This window comes from Mycobacterium sp. TY815 (genome assembly GCF_030755135.1).
Classification (GTDB): domain Bacteria; phylum Actinomycetota; class Actinomycetes; order Mycobacteriales; family Mycobacteriaceae; genus Mycobacterium.
Map to the genome: position 1 here is coordinate 2,444,493 of NZ_JAUFRX010000001.1, position 16,300 is coordinate 2,460,792.

General features: G+C 66.4%; 17 protein-coding genes. 13 read left to right on the plus strand and 4 right to left on the minus strand.

All coding sequences use genetic code 11. From position 1 onward, the window contains the following. Position 1: 1 nt before the first annotated feature. From QXK92_RS10140 to QXK92_RS10165, 6 genes are all read left to right on the plus strand, one after another. Complete coding sequence (locus tag QXK92_RS10140) at positions 2-721, plus strand: class I SAM-dependent methyltransferase (RefSeq protein WP_306241514.1); 720 nt, start codon at positions 2-4, stop codon at positions 719-721. Next, a complete protein-coding gene (locus tag QXK92_RS10145) occupies positions 718-2,235 on the plus strand; it encodes an NAD(P)/FAD-dependent oxidoreductase (RefSeq protein WP_306241515.1) in 1,518 nt (505 codons plus the stop codon). Before QXK92_RS10140 ends, QXK92_RS10145 begins: the two co-directional genes overlap by 4 nt. Continuing rightward, positions 2,232-3,227 carry a DUF5914 domain-containing protein gene (locus QXK92_RS10150; RefSeq protein ID WP_306241516.1) on the plus strand — a complete coding sequence of 332 codons (996 nt, stop codon included), beginning with the start codon at positions 2,232-2,234 and terminating at the stop codon, positions 3,225-3,227. Before QXK92_RS10145 ends, QXK92_RS10150 begins: the two co-directional genes overlap by 4 nt. Before the next feature lie 39 nt (positions 3,228-3,266). Beyond that, complete coding sequence (locus QXK92_RS10155) at positions 3,267-3,635, plus strand: DUF2784 domain-containing protein (protein ID WP_306241517.1); 369 nt, start codon at positions 3,267-3,269, stop codon at positions 3,633-3,635. A 22-nt stretch (positions 3,636-3,657) separates the two neighbouring features. Next, entirely contained in the window at positions 3,658-3,870 is a 213-nt protein-coding gene (locus QXK92_RS10160; RefSeq protein WP_306241518.1) for a DUF2945 domain-containing protein, read from the plus strand. A 151-nt stretch (positions 3,871-4,021) separates the two neighbouring features. Next, positions 4,022-4,609: a MarR family winged helix-turn-helix transcriptional regulator gene (locus QXK92_RS10165; RefSeq protein ID WP_306241519.1), complete on the plus strand. Its 588-nt coding sequence runs from the start codon at positions 4,022-4,024 to the stop codon at positions 4,607-4,609. On the opposite strand, the gene QXK92_RS10170 is transcribed toward QXK92_RS10165, so the two are convergent. The 3 genes from QXK92_RS10170 to QXK92_RS10180 are packed head-to-tail and all read right to left on the minus strand — an operon-like array spanning position 4,532 to position 7,511. Further along, a complete protein-coding gene (locus QXK92_RS10170) occupies positions 4,532-5,830 on the minus strand; it encodes a glycosyltransferase (protein ID WP_306241520.1) in 1,299 nt (432 codons plus the stop codon). The genes QXK92_RS10165 and QXK92_RS10170 overlap by 78 nt on opposite strands. An 8-nt stretch (positions 5,831-5,838) precedes the next feature. Further along, positions 5,839-6,882 carry a type 2 isopentenyl-diphosphate Delta-isomerase gene (fni, locus tag QXK92_RS10175; RefSeq protein WP_306241521.1) on the minus strand — a complete coding sequence of 348 codons (1,044 nt, stop codon included), beginning with the start codon at positions 6,880-6,882 and terminating at the stop codon, positions 5,839-5,841. A gap of 32 nt (positions 6,883-6,914) precedes the next feature. After that, positions 6,915-7,511: a heme-binding protein gene (locus tag QXK92_RS10180; protein ID WP_306241522.1), complete on the minus strand. Its 597-nt coding sequence runs from the start codon at positions 7,509-7,511 to the stop codon at positions 6,915-6,917. Between the two features lie 503 nt (positions 7,512-8,014). Here QXK92_RS10180 and QXK92_RS10185 point away from each other — a divergent pair. The 3 genes from QXK92_RS10185 (at position 8,015) to QXK92_RS10195 (ending at position 11,181) form a co-directional block, all read left to right on the plus strand. Then, positions 8,015-8,377 (plus strand): STAS domain-containing protein, encoded by a 363-nt coding sequence (locus QXK92_RS10185; RefSeq protein ID WP_306241523.1) that lies wholly within the window; start codon positions 8,015-8,017, stop codon positions 8,375-8,377. Between the two features lie 4 nt (positions 8,378-8,381). Then, a complete protein-coding gene (locus QXK92_RS10190; protein ID WP_306241524.1) occupies positions 8,382-8,777 on the plus strand; it encodes a hypothetical protein in 396 nt (131 codons plus the stop codon). 145 nt (positions 8,778-8,922) lie between these two features. After that, a complete protein-coding gene (locus QXK92_RS10195) occupies positions 8,923-11,181 on the plus strand; it encodes an MMPL family transporter (RefSeq protein ID WP_306241525.1) in 2,259 nt (752 codons plus the stop codon). On the opposite strand, the gene QXK92_RS10200 is transcribed toward QXK92_RS10195, so the two are convergent. Then, positions 11,151-11,660, minus strand: coding sequence for a MarR family winged helix-turn-helix transcriptional regulator (locus tag QXK92_RS10200; protein WP_306241526.1), 510 nt, complete (start codon positions 11,658-11,660; stop codon positions 11,151-11,153). The two genes, QXK92_RS10195 and QXK92_RS10200, sit on opposite strands and share 31 nt — an antisense overlap. 48 nt (positions 11,661-11,708) lie before the next feature. Between QXK92_RS10200 and QXK92_RS10205 the strand changes: the two genes are divergently transcribed. The 4 genes from QXK92_RS10205 to QXK92_RS10220 all read left to right on the plus strand — a co-directional run bounded on the left by QXK92_RS10205 (position 11,709) and on the right by QXK92_RS10220 (position 16,257). Continuing rightward, a complete protein-coding gene (locus tag QXK92_RS10205; protein WP_306241527.1) occupies positions 11,709-13,796 on the plus strand; it encodes an MMPL family transporter in 2,088 nt (695 codons plus the stop codon). Beyond that, the gene (locus tag QXK92_RS10210; RefSeq protein WP_306241528.1) at positions 13,789-14,268 is read left to right on the plus strand and encodes a TspO/MBR family protein; all 480 of its coding nucleotides are present in this window, start codon (positions 13,789-13,791) and stop codon (positions 14,266-14,268) included. Before QXK92_RS10205 ends, QXK92_RS10210 begins: the two co-directional genes overlap by 8 nt. A gap of 13 nt (positions 14,269-14,281) precedes the next feature. Next, a complete protein-coding gene (locus QXK92_RS10215; RefSeq protein ID WP_306241529.1) occupies positions 14,282-15,616 on the plus strand; it encodes a deoxyribodipyrimidine photo-lyase in 1,335 nt (444 codons plus the stop codon). 95 nt (positions 15,617-15,711) lie between these two features. Further along, a complete protein-coding gene (locus QXK92_RS10220; RefSeq protein WP_306241530.1) occupies positions 15,712-16,257 on the plus strand; it encodes a DUF4333 domain-containing protein in 546 nt (181 codons plus the stop codon). Positions 16,258-16,300 lie beyond the last annotated feature (43 nt).

A 16,300-nucleotide genomic window follows, 5' to 3' on the forward strand; every position in this document is an offset into this window, starting at 1 on the left:
GATGGATAAAGCAGGTCTTGCCCGCGGCGACGTCCCAGACGCGTTCGACGTCGGCGCCGACGCCTACGACCGGCTGGTCGGGGCCAACCCCGGCTACCACAGCAACCTGCGGCGTTCAGCGCAGCGCATGGGCCTACCGGACAACGGCCGCGGTCTGCGACTGCTCGATGCCGGGTGCGGCACCGGAGCGTCGACGGCCGCCCTGCTCTCGGTGGCGCCGGAAGCCGAGATCGTCGCCGTCGACGCCTCGGCCGGCATGCTCGAGGCGGCGCGCGCCAAGTCGTGGCCGGCGTCGGTTCGGTTCGTGCACACCCCCATCGAGGAACTCGGCGACCACGGAATCACCGGCCCGTTCGACGGCATCCTGGCGGCCTACCTGCTGCGCAACCTCGCCGACCCGGACAGCCAGTTGCGCGCCTTCGCCGAAATGTTGCGGCCGGGCGGGACATTGGCGGTGCACGAGTACTCGGTGCGCGATTCCCGCGCCGCCATCAGGATCTGGCACGCGGTGTGCTGGGGCATCATCATCCCGTCGGGCTGGTTGCGGACCCGCAGCACCACCCTGTATCGGCACCTGTGGCGCAGCGTCCTGAGTTTCGACGGGGCGCAGCGTTTCCGGCAGCGGATGTCCGATGCAGGTTTCACTGCAGTCCGCGGCGAAACCATGCCAGGCTGGGAACGCAACATCGTCCATACCTTTATCGGGGAGGTGCCGCTGTGACCGACCGACGCCGCGAACGACACTCGGCAACGCCCGGGCTGGCCGACGCCACCTCGCTGGCGTCGCGCCCGCGCGTCGTTGTCGTCGGAGCCGGGATCGCCGGCCTGGCCGCTGCCACCGGACTGGCCGAGCGCGGCGTCGACGTCGAGGTGGTGGAGAAGGAGTCCTATCTCGGCGGGCGGGTCGGCGGCTGGACCGAACAGACCGACGGCACCGAAACCCCGATGAACCGGGGATTCCACGCCTTCTTCCGCCAGTACTACAACTTGCGGGCGCTGCTGAGCAGGGTGGACCCCCAGCTGCGCATGCTCACACCGGTCACCGACTACCCGTTGATCGATGGCGCGGGCCGGCGCGACACCTTTCGCGGACTGCCCCGCACACCGCCCTGGAACGCACTCGTGTTCGCGCTGCGCAGCCCGACGTTCCGGCTCTCCGACCTCGCGCGCATCGACGCCCGCGCGTCGGCGCCGCTGGCCGCGGTATCGGTTCCCGAGATCTATCACCAGCTGGATCACCTCGACGCCGAGACATTCCTGAAAAGCATCAACTTTCCGGAGTCGGCGCGCCACCTCGCCTTCGAGGTGTTCTCGCGCAGCTTCTTCGCCGAGCCGACGCAACTCTCGGCCGGGGAACTGGCGACCATGTTCCACATCTACTTCCTGGGCTCCAGCGAGGGCCTGATCTTCGACGTCGCGAACGCCAATTTCGATGTCGGCCTGTGGAATCCGTTGCGGAAGTATCTCGAAGGACGCGGTGCCCGCTTCCGGGTCGGCGCGCCGGTGCAGCGCGTCGAGACCGTCGACGGCGGTTTCCGGGTGCACACCGCCGACGATTCCCTGGCCGCCGACGCGGTGGTGCTCGCGCTCGATGTTGCTGGCCTGCAACAGATTGTCGCCACCTCGCCCGACCTCGGGAACGACCTGTGGCGAGCGCAGATACGGCGGCTGCGCACCGCGCCTTCGTTTGTGGTTCACCGGCTGTGGCTCGACCGCCCGGTCAGGCCAGACCGGGCTCCGTTCCTGGGTACGGCCGGCCATCCCCCACTCGACAACATCAGCGTGCTGGACCGCTACGAGGCCGAGGCCGCCGCCTGGGCCCGCCGTACCGGTGGCTCTGTCGTTGAATTGCACTCCTATGCAATGGATTCCGCGACTCCCAGCGAAGCGGCGATCGAGCAGTTGCACAAGCTCTACCCGGAGACCGCCGGTGCCACGGTGGTGGAGGAACGCGTGCTGCGCCGAAGCGACTGCCCGTTGTTCACCCCGGGCACCTACACCCGCCGCCCCACTGTGGCCACACCGCAACCCAATTTGGTGCTGGCCGGCGACGGCATCCGGGTGGACCTGCCGGTGGCGCTGATGGAGCGTGCCGCCACCACCGGCTGGGTCGCCGCCAACCAACTGCTGGCGCGGTGGGGTGTGTCCGGTCACGACCTGCTCACTGTTCCCACCCGGGGCCGGTCGGCATTGCTGAGATCGCTGGCGCTGCGCCAAATTAGAGGGCGCGCATGAGCGTCGGCGATCAGTTCCGCGACCGGTGGCCCAAAGACTGGCCGCTGCAGCTGGTTCCACGTGCGGCGTGGACGCAGCAGCGTCCGACCTACGGCCAGGCCCAACCGTCGATCATCAATGCCGCCCTGGAACGGTCGCAGCGCCGGCCCACCGGGAACTGGTACGTGTTCGCGGCCAGCACTGACGTGCGCAGCACTCGTCCACTCGGCGCGCGCGTGGCCGGCGTCGAACTCGTCGCCTGGCGCGATCGGCTCGGTCATCTGACGGTGGGTCCGGCGAGCTGTCCGCATCTGGGCGCAGATTTGGCCACCGGCACGGTCGCCGACGGGGTGTTGTTCTGCCGCTGGCATGGGCTGGCGCTGGAAGGCAATTCGTGCAAGTTGGGCTGGGCACCACTGCCGAGTTACGACGACGGCGTGCTGGCCTGGGTGCGGCTGGACGCTGTCGGCGGGGAAACACCGCGGGACGTGCCGGTCATCCCGGAACGGCCCACCGGAACCACGCTGCCCGCCGTCGCCCGCGTCGACGGCACCTGCGAACCGCAGGACATCATCGCCAACCGCCTCGACCCCTGGCACGGCAGCTGGTTCCACCCCTACTCGTTCACCCGGCTCGAGGTGCTCACCACCCCGACCGAGGAGGACGACCGATTCGTCGTCTCGGTCACCTTCCGGGTCGGGCGCTTCGGTGTGCCGACCATCGCCGAATTCACCTGCCCCGATGCGCGCACCATCGTGATGCGCATCGTCGAAGGCGAGGGCGCCGGCAGCGTCGTCGAAACTCACGCCACCCCAATCGGTCCGGGGCCCGACGGGCATCCCCGCGTCGCCGTGATCGAAGCGGTCGTCGCACATTCGCAGCGCCCGGGGTTCAAAGCGGCTCTTTCGGTGGCGCCCCTGGTGGCACCGCTGATGCGCTACGCGGCCAACCGCCTGTGGCGCGACGACCTGGCCTACGCCGAACGCCGGTACCGGCTGCGAAGCGGCGACTGACCCGCGCACCGCTGCCCAGTCATCTAGGCTGAATCAGCGATGAAGAGAAGATATTTCGCCCTTGTGATCGCCACCGCAGCCGCGCACTTCGCCTACCTCGCCTACCTGCCGAGCGGCGGCTTCCTGGCATTGCGCTGGCGGCGCACCTTCTGGCTGCACCTTCCGACCGTCTGCTGGGGAGTCGCGGTGGTCACGCTGGATCTTCGGTGCCCGTTGACCACCCTGGAAGACTGGGCGCGCGCCCGGGCCGGCATGGGCGCCTTGCCGGAGAACGGCTTCATCGGCCGCTACGTAGACGGTGCCGTCCTGCCTTCCAACCGCACCGGCATTGCGCAAGGGCTGGCGTTCGCCGCGGCCGCGCTCTCCTGGATCGCGTTACTGATCCAGGGCCGGCGGGTACCCGCCTGAGAAACGACGGAAGCGAGCTCAGGTGAGCGACGACAATCTGCGCAAGGGCGACAAGGTCGAATGGAAGAGCCACGGCAACACCGTCGAAGGCACCGTGGAACGGAAGATCACCTCGGACACCGAGGCGGCGGGCCGCACCGTGCGGGCCTCCAAGGACGACCCGCAGTACCAGGTGCGCAGCGACAAGACCGGTAAAGACGCGGTGCACAAGCCGGATGCGCTGAAGAAAAGCTGACGATCGCGCGCGACGACCACTGCACGCGGCACCGCTCGAACGCCCTTCGCGGGACCACGACCCGACCCCGAGGTAAAGCCGGGGGTACCGGCTAACGCACCATCGGGCGGGCACGCCGTACTCTGAATGGTTGATGAAGGGGTGCGGGTAGGTGACCAAGCGCGGCGCAACTGAGCCGCCGCCGAGGCGGGCGGAGCTCGAGAGGCAGCTCTCGGCCGACATTCGCGCGATCACCGCCCGTTCTGATCGGGTCGGACGGCACTACGCCCGCGTCAACGCCGTCAGCAATAGCGATTTCCACGCCCTGCTGCACATCATGGTGGCCGAAACCGCGGGTAAGCCGCTCACCCTGGCGGAATTGCGGCAGCGGATGGACGTATCGCCACCGGCCATCACCTACCTGGTCGACCGGATGATCGAGGCCGGCCACATCCGGCGCGAGCCCGACCCCGACGACCGCCGCAAGTGGCTCTTGCGCTACGAGACGCGCGGCATGAGTCTGGCGCACACGTTCTTCAGCCCCCTCGGCGCACACATCAGGGCGGCCCTGGCCGACATGCCGGACAAGGACCTGGTGGCAGCCCACCGGGTGTTCCTGGCGATGATCGACGCGATGGCGACGTTCGAGGACGAACTAGCCGACGTGGAGCACCACGAGGAATCAGCGGAACTCGGGCGAAGCGCTTCGACCGCCCGCCGGCGGCAGGGGGCCGCCCGGTCCGACGTGCCGCGACGCTGAGAGCAAACGCTGCTCGATCAGATCGGCGCCCCGCGCCACGCCCCCGGTCGCGGCGAACCCGGCGGCCACCCGCCGCGCCCCGTCCGTCATCGTCGCCGCTCTGAGCACCGCGGCCCGCAGTCGTGCCGGTGTCAGCCGCTTGGGTGGTAGCCGGGTGCCACATCCGGCCATCTGCACGCGACGCGCGACCTCGCCCTGGTCCCGGGCGAAGGGCACCACGCAGACCGGTACACCCCGGTTCAGCGCCTTCACGGTGGTCCCCATGCCGCCATGTGTGACGACACACGCGGCCCGCTCGAGCACCGGCCCGTGCGGCACGAACTGACACACCGTCGCGTTCGACGTCCGGGGAAGGCCCGCCGGCACGCCGGCCGGGAAGGTCGCTACGACGTGAACGGGTTCGTCGGCCAGTGCCTTCAGCGCGACGTGACCCAACTTCGCGTCGGCCTGGGCGATCGAGGAGGTACTCACCAGCACGATGGGCCGCTCGACCGCATCCAGCCAGTCCGGAGCAGCCGACACCGTCTGCTCGAACACGCACGCACCGATGAAGTGCACCGTGTCGGACCAGTCCGGGTGTGGATACTCGAACGGCTCGCCTCCGACCGCCAACAGCAGCGGCGCCCGCCTCATCAAGGCGTCCACCGAATTGATCAGCGGCGCGCCCAGTTCGGCGCGGAGCGCGTTGATCCGCGGCAACATCGGGCGATCGAACAGGTACCTGACGAAGGGCCGCATCGAGGCGTCCCGGACCCGCCCGATCACTCCCGGCAGCGGTCGCAGGCCGGGTCCGAACGGTGGCGCCGTCCGCGAATGGAGATAGGGCGTGAACGGTGAGAACACCGCCCACGGCAACCCACTGACGTCGGCCGCCGACATCGCGCCCCAGCAATTCGCATCGACGATCACCGCATCGGGCGCTGTCTCGGCGATCGCGCATCTGAGATCGTCCACCTCGAAAACGGCCCGTCGGCAGAGCACGTCGATCGACCGCTTGAGAACTCCTAAAGCGTTGTGCGCCAGCCAATCATCGCCCACGATGGCTTCGATTCGCGGATCCACCGGATCGGTCTTCACGCCAAGCGCCCGCATGGCGACGACTTCGCTGCTCATGGTGCGCAGATGCACCTGGTGCCCGCGGGCACTCAACTCCTGCAGCAGTGCGGCCATCGGATAGAGATGACCCAGCGCGGGCGAACCGTAAGCCAGAATGATGGCCATGCGTGAGCCTAGCTGACAGGCAGCGCGCCGAGCGTGCGCAGCGAAGGCAGATCGGCCGCACCACATCCGTGCAGGCAGACGCGCAGTTCGTCGATGAAGCTCTGCAGCCACGCGGTTGCCGCATCGGCCGACTCGATCGCGGAGGTGAGCAGGGGGCGGGCGACCGCCACCACGTCGGCGCCCAGGGCGAGCGCTTTCGCCGCGTCCATACCGGTCCGGATACCACCCGAGGCGACCAGCGGGATGCGCGGAAGCGCCGCACGCACCTCCAGCAGCGCTTGCGCGGTGGGTATACCCCAGTCGGCCAGATCCGGGTAACGCAGTTCGCCATAGCGGACCAGCTGCTCAACCCGCGACCACGACGTCCCGCCGGCCCCTGCCACGTCGATGGCCGCCACCGGCGGTTCTCCGGTCGAGCGCAGCAGTTCGGCAACCGCGGTGGCGCCGAGGCCATGGCCGACTTCCTTCAACAACACCGGGTAATCCAGCATCGGGATCAGGTCGTGCAGCCGGTCCAGAGATCCCGCAAAGTCGGTGTCGCCGTTGTGCTGCATCGCCTCTTGCAGTGGATTGGTATGCACCGCAAGTGCATTGGCACCCACCCGGTGGAGCGCCGCATTGATCTCCGGTATCGCGTCCTTGACGAACTGGGACAGGCCGATGTTGCCCACCAACAACACATCTGGGGCCACGTCGCGCACGGCGAAGCTCGGCGCGGCCTGCTCGCCCAGGGCACTTTCCAACATCACCCGCTGAGAGCCGAGCATCATTCCGATGCCCAGCCGCTGCGCGGCGGTCGCCAGATTCCGGTTGATGGTGCCCGACAGCTCGGCACCTCCGGTCATGGCGCCCACCAGCACTGGCGCACGCAACGGGCACCCGAGGAACTGCGCCGACAAGTCGATGTCGGCCAGATTGGTCTGTGTCAGCGCGTTGTAGGGAAGCCGATACCGTTCCAGGCCCGTAGTGACCCCGTGATAGTTCACGTCCCCGTCCAGGCACACGTCGATGTGACGCAGCTTGCGGGTCGCCATCTCGCGCGGCTGCGCCATCACGGAACTCCGGCCCTAGCGGTCAGCAACACTCAGACCTCACTCCTGGGTTTGACCGGTACGGCGATCTCGTTGCGGCGCAAGGCAGGAACCGTCCACGGCGGGTCGTAGAACCAGGCCGCCGGGGAGTCCGTCGCCTCGAATCCCAACTCCCCCAAGGTGTTCATCAGCTGTTTGGTGTGGGACTCGACGGAGCGCTTGGTGGGGATGCCGCTGAATTTGTGCACCGCGACGGTCGCGGGCGGCACGTTCACCAACTTGACGTCGCCTTCGTCCGGCGCGGGAAGGGTGTCCATGGTTTTGTGCGACGGCATGAAGAATTGAATCACCCATTCGCCCTTGGTGCGGGATTCCTGCGCCACCGGCGCGGTCATCGCGATCTTGTCGCGATTGTTGTTCGCGCCGAAGATATAGCGCGCGAGCCGGCGGAACCCGACATTGCGTGCCGACTCCTCGTCGGCCACAACGGTCGTCTGAGCCGCGATCCGATCGCCGTAATGACGGATCTCCACGTCGCGGGTGAGCTTCTCGGTGGTGTGAGCAGGCTCCTCAATGCCGTGCCGGTAGCCCACGACCATGCCGGCGGCTTCGGCGAATTGCCCCACCACTGCACCAATCGATTTCAACAAGGTGGCCTCTTTCCCCTATCAGTCCATGGTGTCGCGATTTTCCGGCGCCCACAACTGAGCCAGTGCTCAGACCGGCGTCGTCGTTGCTGAACCACCACCCGGGCAGTACGCCTCGGCAGTCTCGAGCATACGCGCGATCCGCGATTTTGTTAAGTTACTGAATGTTTAAATCAATTAAGCTATCTCCCCAGGAGCTGTGCCCGCGTCAGCCGGAAAACGAAGACGTCCCGCCACTCGTTCACCCTTCCTGCTTGCGGAATACCCGGCCCAGGTGGCCCGATGACCGGCAAGCCTCGTGTTGCCATGGTCACTGACCGAAACCCACGGGCCGGATTGCGTCTAGGCTGGTGTCAGTTGAGTCCGCAGCTACATTCCTGAGCTCTGGAACCGCTCATCCGCTGGTTCCGCCCACAACTTGATAGGCAACACCGATGCACGCTGTAGATTCACCAGACCAACGCCGCCCCCGCTACCGCTACGTGGTCAATTGCGATGGGGCACAAATGTTCGTATACGCCCGCCGGCTGGCCACCGTGGTCCGTGTGGACGGCGGCGTCGACGCCGCCAACGCCGCGCGGATCGCCGCGGAGATCCGACGATTCACCAGAGCACGCACGCCGCTGATCGTCGATCTCAGCCACCTCGATTTCCTAGGTATCGAAGGATTCCAGCAACTGCTCGCCCTCAACCATCAGCATCGCTCCGCCGGCCTGTACTGCTCCGTGGTGAGCGGTCCCGCATTGGGCCCGCTCCTTCGAGTGGTCAAGGACCACGGCCTTGCCCTGGTCCGATCCGTACCGGAGGCACTCCAGATGATCGAGGACGCCGTTGCCATCCGACGATCGGCTCCGGGGTTGGTGCGGTAGCGCGATGGCCTCGAAACGGCACCTGGACCGTACGTTCCCGTATGAATACGACCTACGCCTGGTGCCGTTCTGGCTGCCCTTCCGCTGGCCCGGCGAGCAAGGTGTGACGCTGACTCAAGACGGCCGCTTCGTCGCCCGCTACGGCCCGTTGCGTGCCGAAGCGCCGCTGTCCCACGTGGTGGAAGCGCATATCACCGGTCCGTACCGCTGGTGGACTGCCGTCGGCCCGCGCCTGTCGATGGCCGATGACGGGCTGACCTTCGGAACCAATGCCGACGCCGGGGTATGCATTCATTTCCAGCCACCGCTGCGCAGGGTCATCGGATTCCGGGACCATTCGGCACTAACGGTGACCGTTGCTGATCCGCGCGGTTTGGTAGCAGCACTTATCTCCGGGTAGTGAATTCCACGGCAACTTCGTTGTCGCACATGGCAAGTAACGCAACCTTATTTCTCGCTCGGCTGGCAACCAACGCTTCATTGGATTAATGTTTAATAAACTGAACTGTCGTTTCGGTTGGTAGCGAAAGTTCGAGGGACGGAACATGTTGTCGGGACTTGTCCGAGCCTGCGTCGCCGCGCCGCGACGGGTGATCGCCGGCGCGATTCTGGTGATGATTGCGGCCGCCGTTTTCGGCATACCCGCTGCCGGCAGTCTGTCTGGGGGTGGATTCCTCGATCCCAACTCTGAATCGGCCCGGGCATCGGCCATGCTCACCAACACCTTTCACCAAGGTGACATGGAACTGGTGTTGCTCGTCAGCGCGGAAAACGGCGTGAAGACCGGCAATGGCCACCTGGTCGGCACCGAGCTGGCACGACAGCTTGCTGAATCGCCGTTCGTCTCTCAAGTGGCCTCACCCTGGCAACCGCAACCCACCCCCGGAACGGTCAGTGGTGACGGCAAGTCCGCGATGATCATCGCCGCACTCAAGGGTGACGAGAACACCGCCGCCAAACACGCCCAGACGCTGGCGGACCGTTTTGCCGGAGAACACGACGGCGTCACGGTACAAGCCGGTGGGTCGGCCATGGTCTATGCGCAAATCAACCAGCAGACCGAAAAAGATTTGCTCCGAATGGAAGTCATCGCCATTCCGTTGAGTTTCCTCGCCCTGGTCTGGGTCTTCGGCGGTGTGCTGGCGGCCGCGCTGCCGGTGGCGGTGGGCGGTTTCGCAATCCTGGGCTCACTCGCCGTCCTGCGCGGGATCGCATTGGTCACCGACGTGTCAATCTTCGCACTCAACGTCGCGGTCGCACTGGGATTCGCTCTGGCCATCGACTACACCCTGCTGATTATCAGCCGCTACCGCGACGAACTTGCCGACGGAGTACCACCTACAGAAGCGGTGGTGCGAACCATGTCGACGGCCGGGCGAACCGTCCTGTTCTCGGCGATGACGGTGGCACTGGCGCTGCTCGGAATGATCTTCTTCCCGATGTACTTCCTCAAGTCTTTCGCCTATGCCGGCATCGCGGTGGTCGCTTTCGCCGCTGCCGCTGCCGTGTCGGTCACACCGGCCGTGCTGCTGTTGCTCGGCAACCGGATCGACGCGTTCGACGTACGGCACCTGGTACGTCGCCTGCTGCGCCGGCCGACACCTTCTCCGCGGCCGATAGAGCAGACCTTCTGGTACCGATTGGCGAAATTCGTTATCAGACAAGCGATACCGCTGGGGCTACTGCTGGTTATCGTGCTGCTTGCGCTGGGCACGCCCTTCCTCGGGGTCAAATGGGGCTATGCCGACGACCGCGTCCTGCCCGACACGTCGTCCGCGCGATTGGCCAACGAACGGATCCGAGCGCAATTTCCGTCCAACTCGGCCACCCGCATCAAGGCGGTCATTCCCGACACCACCGGGTTGAGCCGCCCGGATCTCGACACCTACGCCGCCGCGTTGTCCCGGGTGCCGGATGTGTCGTCGGTGTCCTCACCAACCGGGACCTTCGTCGCCGGCGAGCCCAAGGGACCACCCTCAGCGCCAGCCGGAATGGCCGACGGCGCAGCGTTTCTCACGATTGACAGCACCGCCCCGCTGTACACCGAGGCATCCGAGCAGCAACTGGCCCGGGTTCACCAGATCGCACTGCCCGCGGACAAGCAAGTCCTGATCACCGGTCTGGCGCAGACAAATCAGGACTGCGTGCGCGGCATCACCTCGCGCTTGCCCCTGGTGTTCGGCTTCATTGCGATTGTCATGCTGGTGCTGCTGTTCCTGCTGTCCGGCAGTGTGGTGCTGCCGATCAAGGCGGTGCTGCTCAACATCTTGTCGCTTACGGCGACGTTCGGTGCGCTGGTGTGGATCTTCCAGGAAGGCCACCTCGGCGCGGCCGGCACGACTCCCACCGGGACCTTGGCGGTTAATGTCCCGGTGCTGATGTTCTGCATCGCGTTCGGGCTGTCGATGGATTACGAGGTGTTCCTGCTGTCCCGCATCCGCGAATACTGGCTCGCCTCATCGCAGACCCATGCCGACAACGACGAAAGCGTCGCGCTGGGCATCGCTCGCACCGGTCGGGTCGTGACGGCCGCGGCGCTGCTGATGTCGATCTCGTTCGCCGCCCTGATGTCCGCCGGCGTGTCGTTCATGCGAATGTTCGCCGTCGGGCTGACGATCGCGATCCTGGTGGACGCCACCGTGATCCGCATGATGCTGGTGCCCGCGTTCATGCACGTGCTCGGCCGGCTCAATTGGTGGGCACCGAAACCACTGGCGGCTTGGCACCGCCGGACGTTCACCGCCCTTCCCGAACACGGGCAACCGCCCGCCTATCAGGAATCGGTGGGGCCCAGCTCAGCCTGAAACCGGCGCATCGCGGCGAGCAGCGCGTCGAAAACCCGATGCGCCGCAGCCAGATCCGCGTCGGGCAGATCGGCCATCGCTTCGTGGGTGTGCTCCCCGAGTGGGGTGAAGAACAATCTTGCGGTGTTCATACCGGGCTCGGCGTGGCGCAGGATGACCTTGCGCCGATCCGCCGGATGGGAGTCCCGCCGAATGTGACCGGAGTCGATCAGGCGATCGACGAGGTAGGTGATCGCCGCACCGGACAGACCCATCCGCTGGCTGAGATCCCCGGACGTCATCGGTTGACCCGCTGTCTCGGCGACCATGATGTGCAGCAGAGCCCGAAAATCGGTCGGCCGAACATCGTGGGAGACAGCAAAGATCCGGCCGATCTGGTCGGACTCAGACGACAACTCCCGCAGATCAGCAGCGATCTGCGATTCCAGGGCGGTTCGCTGGCACGCCTGCTCGTCGGGTTCCATACCGATGAGCAGCATATCTGGTTTCTGACCGAATTTCAGTTGATTAATATTTCAGTTACTGAAATGCTTGGTGCTGTGTGGGACGGACTTGCCGCGACTGTGACCCGACGACTCTCCTGGTTGCTCGCACTCGGCGTCTTCGTACTGGGCGTCGGTTTCATGGTGCTGGTGGGCGGGAATGCCGCAGCGGGGCAGGCGCCGCTGTCGGTGCCTACCGAATCGGATTCGGCGAAGGTGCAGAAGCTGTCCAGCCAGTTTCCCGGTGGAGACCGGGTACCGCTCATCGTGGTGGTCAACGGTGCCGCCACCGACAGTGCGGGCGCCCTGAAGCAGGCGTGTGAAGGCGCCCGCGACCGGATGCAGACGGAGCTCAATTCCGGCATACCCGCGGCGCCGGTCCTGGTGTCGGCCGACGGCAAGGCGGCGATCGGGGTGGTGCCGGTCAGCGCCGAACTGTCCGGCTTGCCCCTCAGCGACGCGGTGGACGCGCTGCGCACCGCCGCCAATCGAGGCCTGCCCACCGGCATGACCGCACATGTCACCGGCGGACCGGCGTTCGGGGCGGACATCGCGAACGCGTTCAGCAACGCCAACGTCACCCTGCTGGCGGTAACCGCGGCGGTGGTGGCCCTGCTCCTGATTGCCACCTACCGCTCGCCCGTGCTGTGGCTGGTGCCGTTGGTGGTGATCGGATTCGCCGACCGCCTGGCCAGTGCGGTCGGTGTCGCGGTGGCGTCGCTGACCGGGTTGACCTTCGACGGCTCGACCTCAGGCATCACCAGCGTGCTGGTGTTCGGTGCCGGAACCAATTACGCGCTGTTGCTGATTTCGCGATACCGGCAAGAGCTCCGGCGACATGACGATCACCGTGACGCGTTGCGGCGCGCGGTCCGGATGGCCGGGCCGGCGATCGTGGCCAGCAACGCCACCGTGGTGCTGGCTCTGCTCACCCTGATCTTCGCGTCCACGCCCAGCACGCGCAGCCTGGGAGCGCTCGCGGCCTGCGGTTTGTTGGTTGCGGCGGTCTCGGTCCTGCTGCTGTTGCCGCCGCTGCTGGCCGTGTGTGGACGGCGGCTGTTCTGGCCGTTCGTGCCGCAGCCCGGCGACACCCAGCACAGTGACACCGATACCGGCATCTGGCATCGCGTCGCCGAATCCGTTTCGCGCCGTCCGGTTTTGGTCGCTTCGGTCACGATCGCGCTGCTGGCCGTGCTGGCCACCGGACTGCTGACCACGCGCATCGGCCTCTCCCAAACCGAACAGTTTCGCGTCAAAGCAGATTCGGTGACGGGCTTCGACATCGTGGCCCAGCACTTTCCGGCCGGCCTGGCCAACCCCACCGAGGTGATCGCGCCGGCCGACAAGGCGCCGGAGGTGCAGCAGGCGATCGTCGGCACTCCCGGCGTCATATCAGCGAACCCGTCCGGCACCTCGGCGACCGGGCTGACCAAGTGGTCGGTGGTGACCGATGCCGCACCGTCTTCTCCGCAAGCATTCACCACCATTGCGGCACTGCGACATTCGACCAAGGCGGTGACACCCGACGCCATAGTGGGTGGGCCGGACGCTCAGGCGCTGGACGTGCGAGACGCGGCGGTACACGATCGGATCCTGTTGATACCGGCGATCCTGCTGGTGATCCTGGTTGTCCTGTACGCGCTGCTGAGGTCCGCTCTGGCACCGCCGACATTGCTGGCGGCGACGATCCTGGGCGCACTGGCCGCGCTGGGCCTGGGCGGCTGGGCGAGCATGCATGTGTTCGGATTCCCGGCGCTGGACAACATCGCGCCGCTCTACGCCTTCCTCTTTCTGGCCGCACTCGGGGTGGACTACACCATCTTCCTGGTCACCCGTGCACGTGAGGAGGCAGCTGAGCACGGGGCGCGGGACGGCATGGTGCGCGCGGTGTCGGCCACCGGCGGCGTCATCACCAGCGCGGGAATCGTTCTGGCCGCGGTCTTTTGCGTCCTCGGCGTCCTGCCGCTGATCGTAATGACCCAACTGGGCATCATCGTCGGCCTGGGGATCCTGCTGGACACTTTCGTCGTCCGCACCCTGGTGATCCCCGCACTCTTCGCTCTGATCGGCGACCGTATCTGGTGGCCGGCTGACCTTAATCACGCCAAAACCGAAGGGAGACATCATGAATAAGTCAACTCTGGCCGGCACCGCGCTGGCCGTCACCGCGGCTGCGGCGTCCGGGAGCGTCGCCAGCCCCAATCGGACACCGGGTTGGTACGACCGGCTCCGCAAGCCCAGTTTCCAGCCACCCAAGGTGGCCTTCCCGATCGCCTGGACCAGCCTGTACACCGACATCGCGGTCACCTCCGCGAACACCATCGACCGCTTTCGCGAGGACGGGCGCGACGCGGAAGCCCGCAGCTACGCCGCGGCCCTAGGAGTCAACCTGGCGATCAACGCGGGCTGGAGCTGGCTTTTCTTCCGCTACCACAAGCTGGGCCCCTCTGCGGTGGGCGCCGCGGCGCTGACCGCCAGCAGCGCCGACCTGGTGCGGCGCGCCGTCGACGCCGACCCACAAAAGGGCTGGGCCCTGCTGCCCTACCCGCTGTGGTGTGGATTCGCCACCGTATTGGCCACGAGCATCTGGCGGCTGAACCGCTGAAGGAGGGCCGACCATGCCGGCACTGTTGTGGTTTCGACGCGACCTTCGGTTGCGTGATCACCCCGCGCTTGCGGCCGCATCGGAGAACGACGAAGTGCTGGCCTGTTTCGTGCTCGATCCGCGACTGGAGGCGTCGTCCGGACCGCGGCGCCTGCAGTTTCTCGGTGACTCGCTGCGCCGGCTTAATGACGATCTGGGCGGTCGGCTGCTGGTGACACGCGGGCGCCCGGAGGAGCGAATTCCATTCCTCGCCAAGTCGATCGAGGCCGCTGCGGTGCACATCTCGGAGGACTTCACGCCGTTCGGGCGGCGCCGCGACGAGCGGGTCCGCGATGCGTTGGACACGGTGCCACTGGTCGCCACGGGCTCGCCGTACCTGGTTTCGCCCGGGCGGGTCACCAAGGACGACGGCACGCCCTACAAGGTGTTCACGCCCTTCTTCGGCAGGTGGCGCGAAACCGGTTGGCGCTCCCCCGCCTCTACCGATGCCGACAGCGCACGCTGGATCGACCCGTCGCAAGTGAAGTCCCGCAAAGAGGTCAAGACGCCGGATCCGGGCGTCGAGCTGGATCTCGCGGCCGGCGAGGCGGCGGCCCTGTCCCAGTGGGCGTCGTTCCTCGAGGCTGGGGTGCAAGGCTACGCCGACGACCGCAATCGGCCGGATCTGCCCGGCACCAGCCGGATGTCGGCGCACCTGAAATTCGGCACCATTCACCCCCGGACGATGGTCGCCGACCTCAACCGGCGGCGCCAGGGCGACTCAGCCTATTTGCGGGAGTTGGCATTTCGCGATTTCTACGCCTCGGTGTTGCATCACTGGCCGCACAGTGTCTGGTGGAATTGGAACCGCGACTTCGACGCCATCGAAACCGACACCGACGCGCAGGCCAAGCGCAAATTCGAGGCATGGAAGGCGGGCGAAACCGGCTACCCGTTCGTGGACGCCGGGATGCGCCAACTGCGCGAGACCGGGTTCATGCACAACCGGGTGCGCATGATCGTGGCCTCGTTCCTCGTCAAGGACCTTCATCTGCCCTGGCAATGGGGCGCCCGCTGGTTCCTCGAGCAACTGGTGGACGGCGATATGGCCAGCAATCAGCACGGCTGGCAGTGGAGTGCCGGCTGCGGCACCGATGCGGCACCGTACTTCCGGGTGTTCAACCCGACCAAACAGGGCGAAAAGTTCGATCCCGCAGGCGATTACATTCGCCGGTGGGTACCCGAACTGGCCGATGCCGACGATGTCCACCTGGCCAAGGGGAAGCGGCCGAAAGGCTATCCCGAACCCATCGTGGACCATGCGGCCGAGCGCACGGAGGCGCTGCGGCGCTACCGGGACATCAGCTGAGGCAGCCATTTGGCTGATTCGCTTTTCAGATGGTCGCCGGCGTGCCATTATCTCCCCGACTCATCACGGGGTTCTACACACGCCAGGGAGGCGCTATGGCTCGGATCGTTCGGACGTTGCTGGTCTCGGGTGCCGCCGTCGGCCTGATGGCCAGTGCTGGGGCCTGCTCGTGTTCGGTCGGATCGTCGGGCCCCAAGACGGTGAGCAAGAAGGACGTCGCCGGCCAGATCATCACCAAGATGACCGACTCCAACGGCAACAAGCCGAGTTCGGTGAGTTGCCCGGACGACCTGCCGGCCAAGGTGGGCGCGCAGACCAACTGCGAGATGAAGGTCAAGGACGAGACCTACAACGTCAACGTCACCGTCACCAGCGTCGAAGGCAAGGACGTCAAGTTCGACATGGTGGAGACGGTCGATAAGGACCAGGTCGCCCACATCATCAGCGACAAGCTCTACCAGCAGGTCGGTCAGCGGCCCGACGCGGTCACCTGCCCGGAGAACCTGAAGGGCTACGAAGGCGCCACGCTGCGCTGCCAGCTCACCGACGGCAGCTCCAAGTACGGCATCAATGTCACCGTCACCAACGTGGTCGGTGGGGACGTCAACTTCGACATCAAGGTCGACGACCACCCCGAATAGGCCGATCCCCGGGTGTGCGTCCGCCGAGATTGACGCTGCGCAC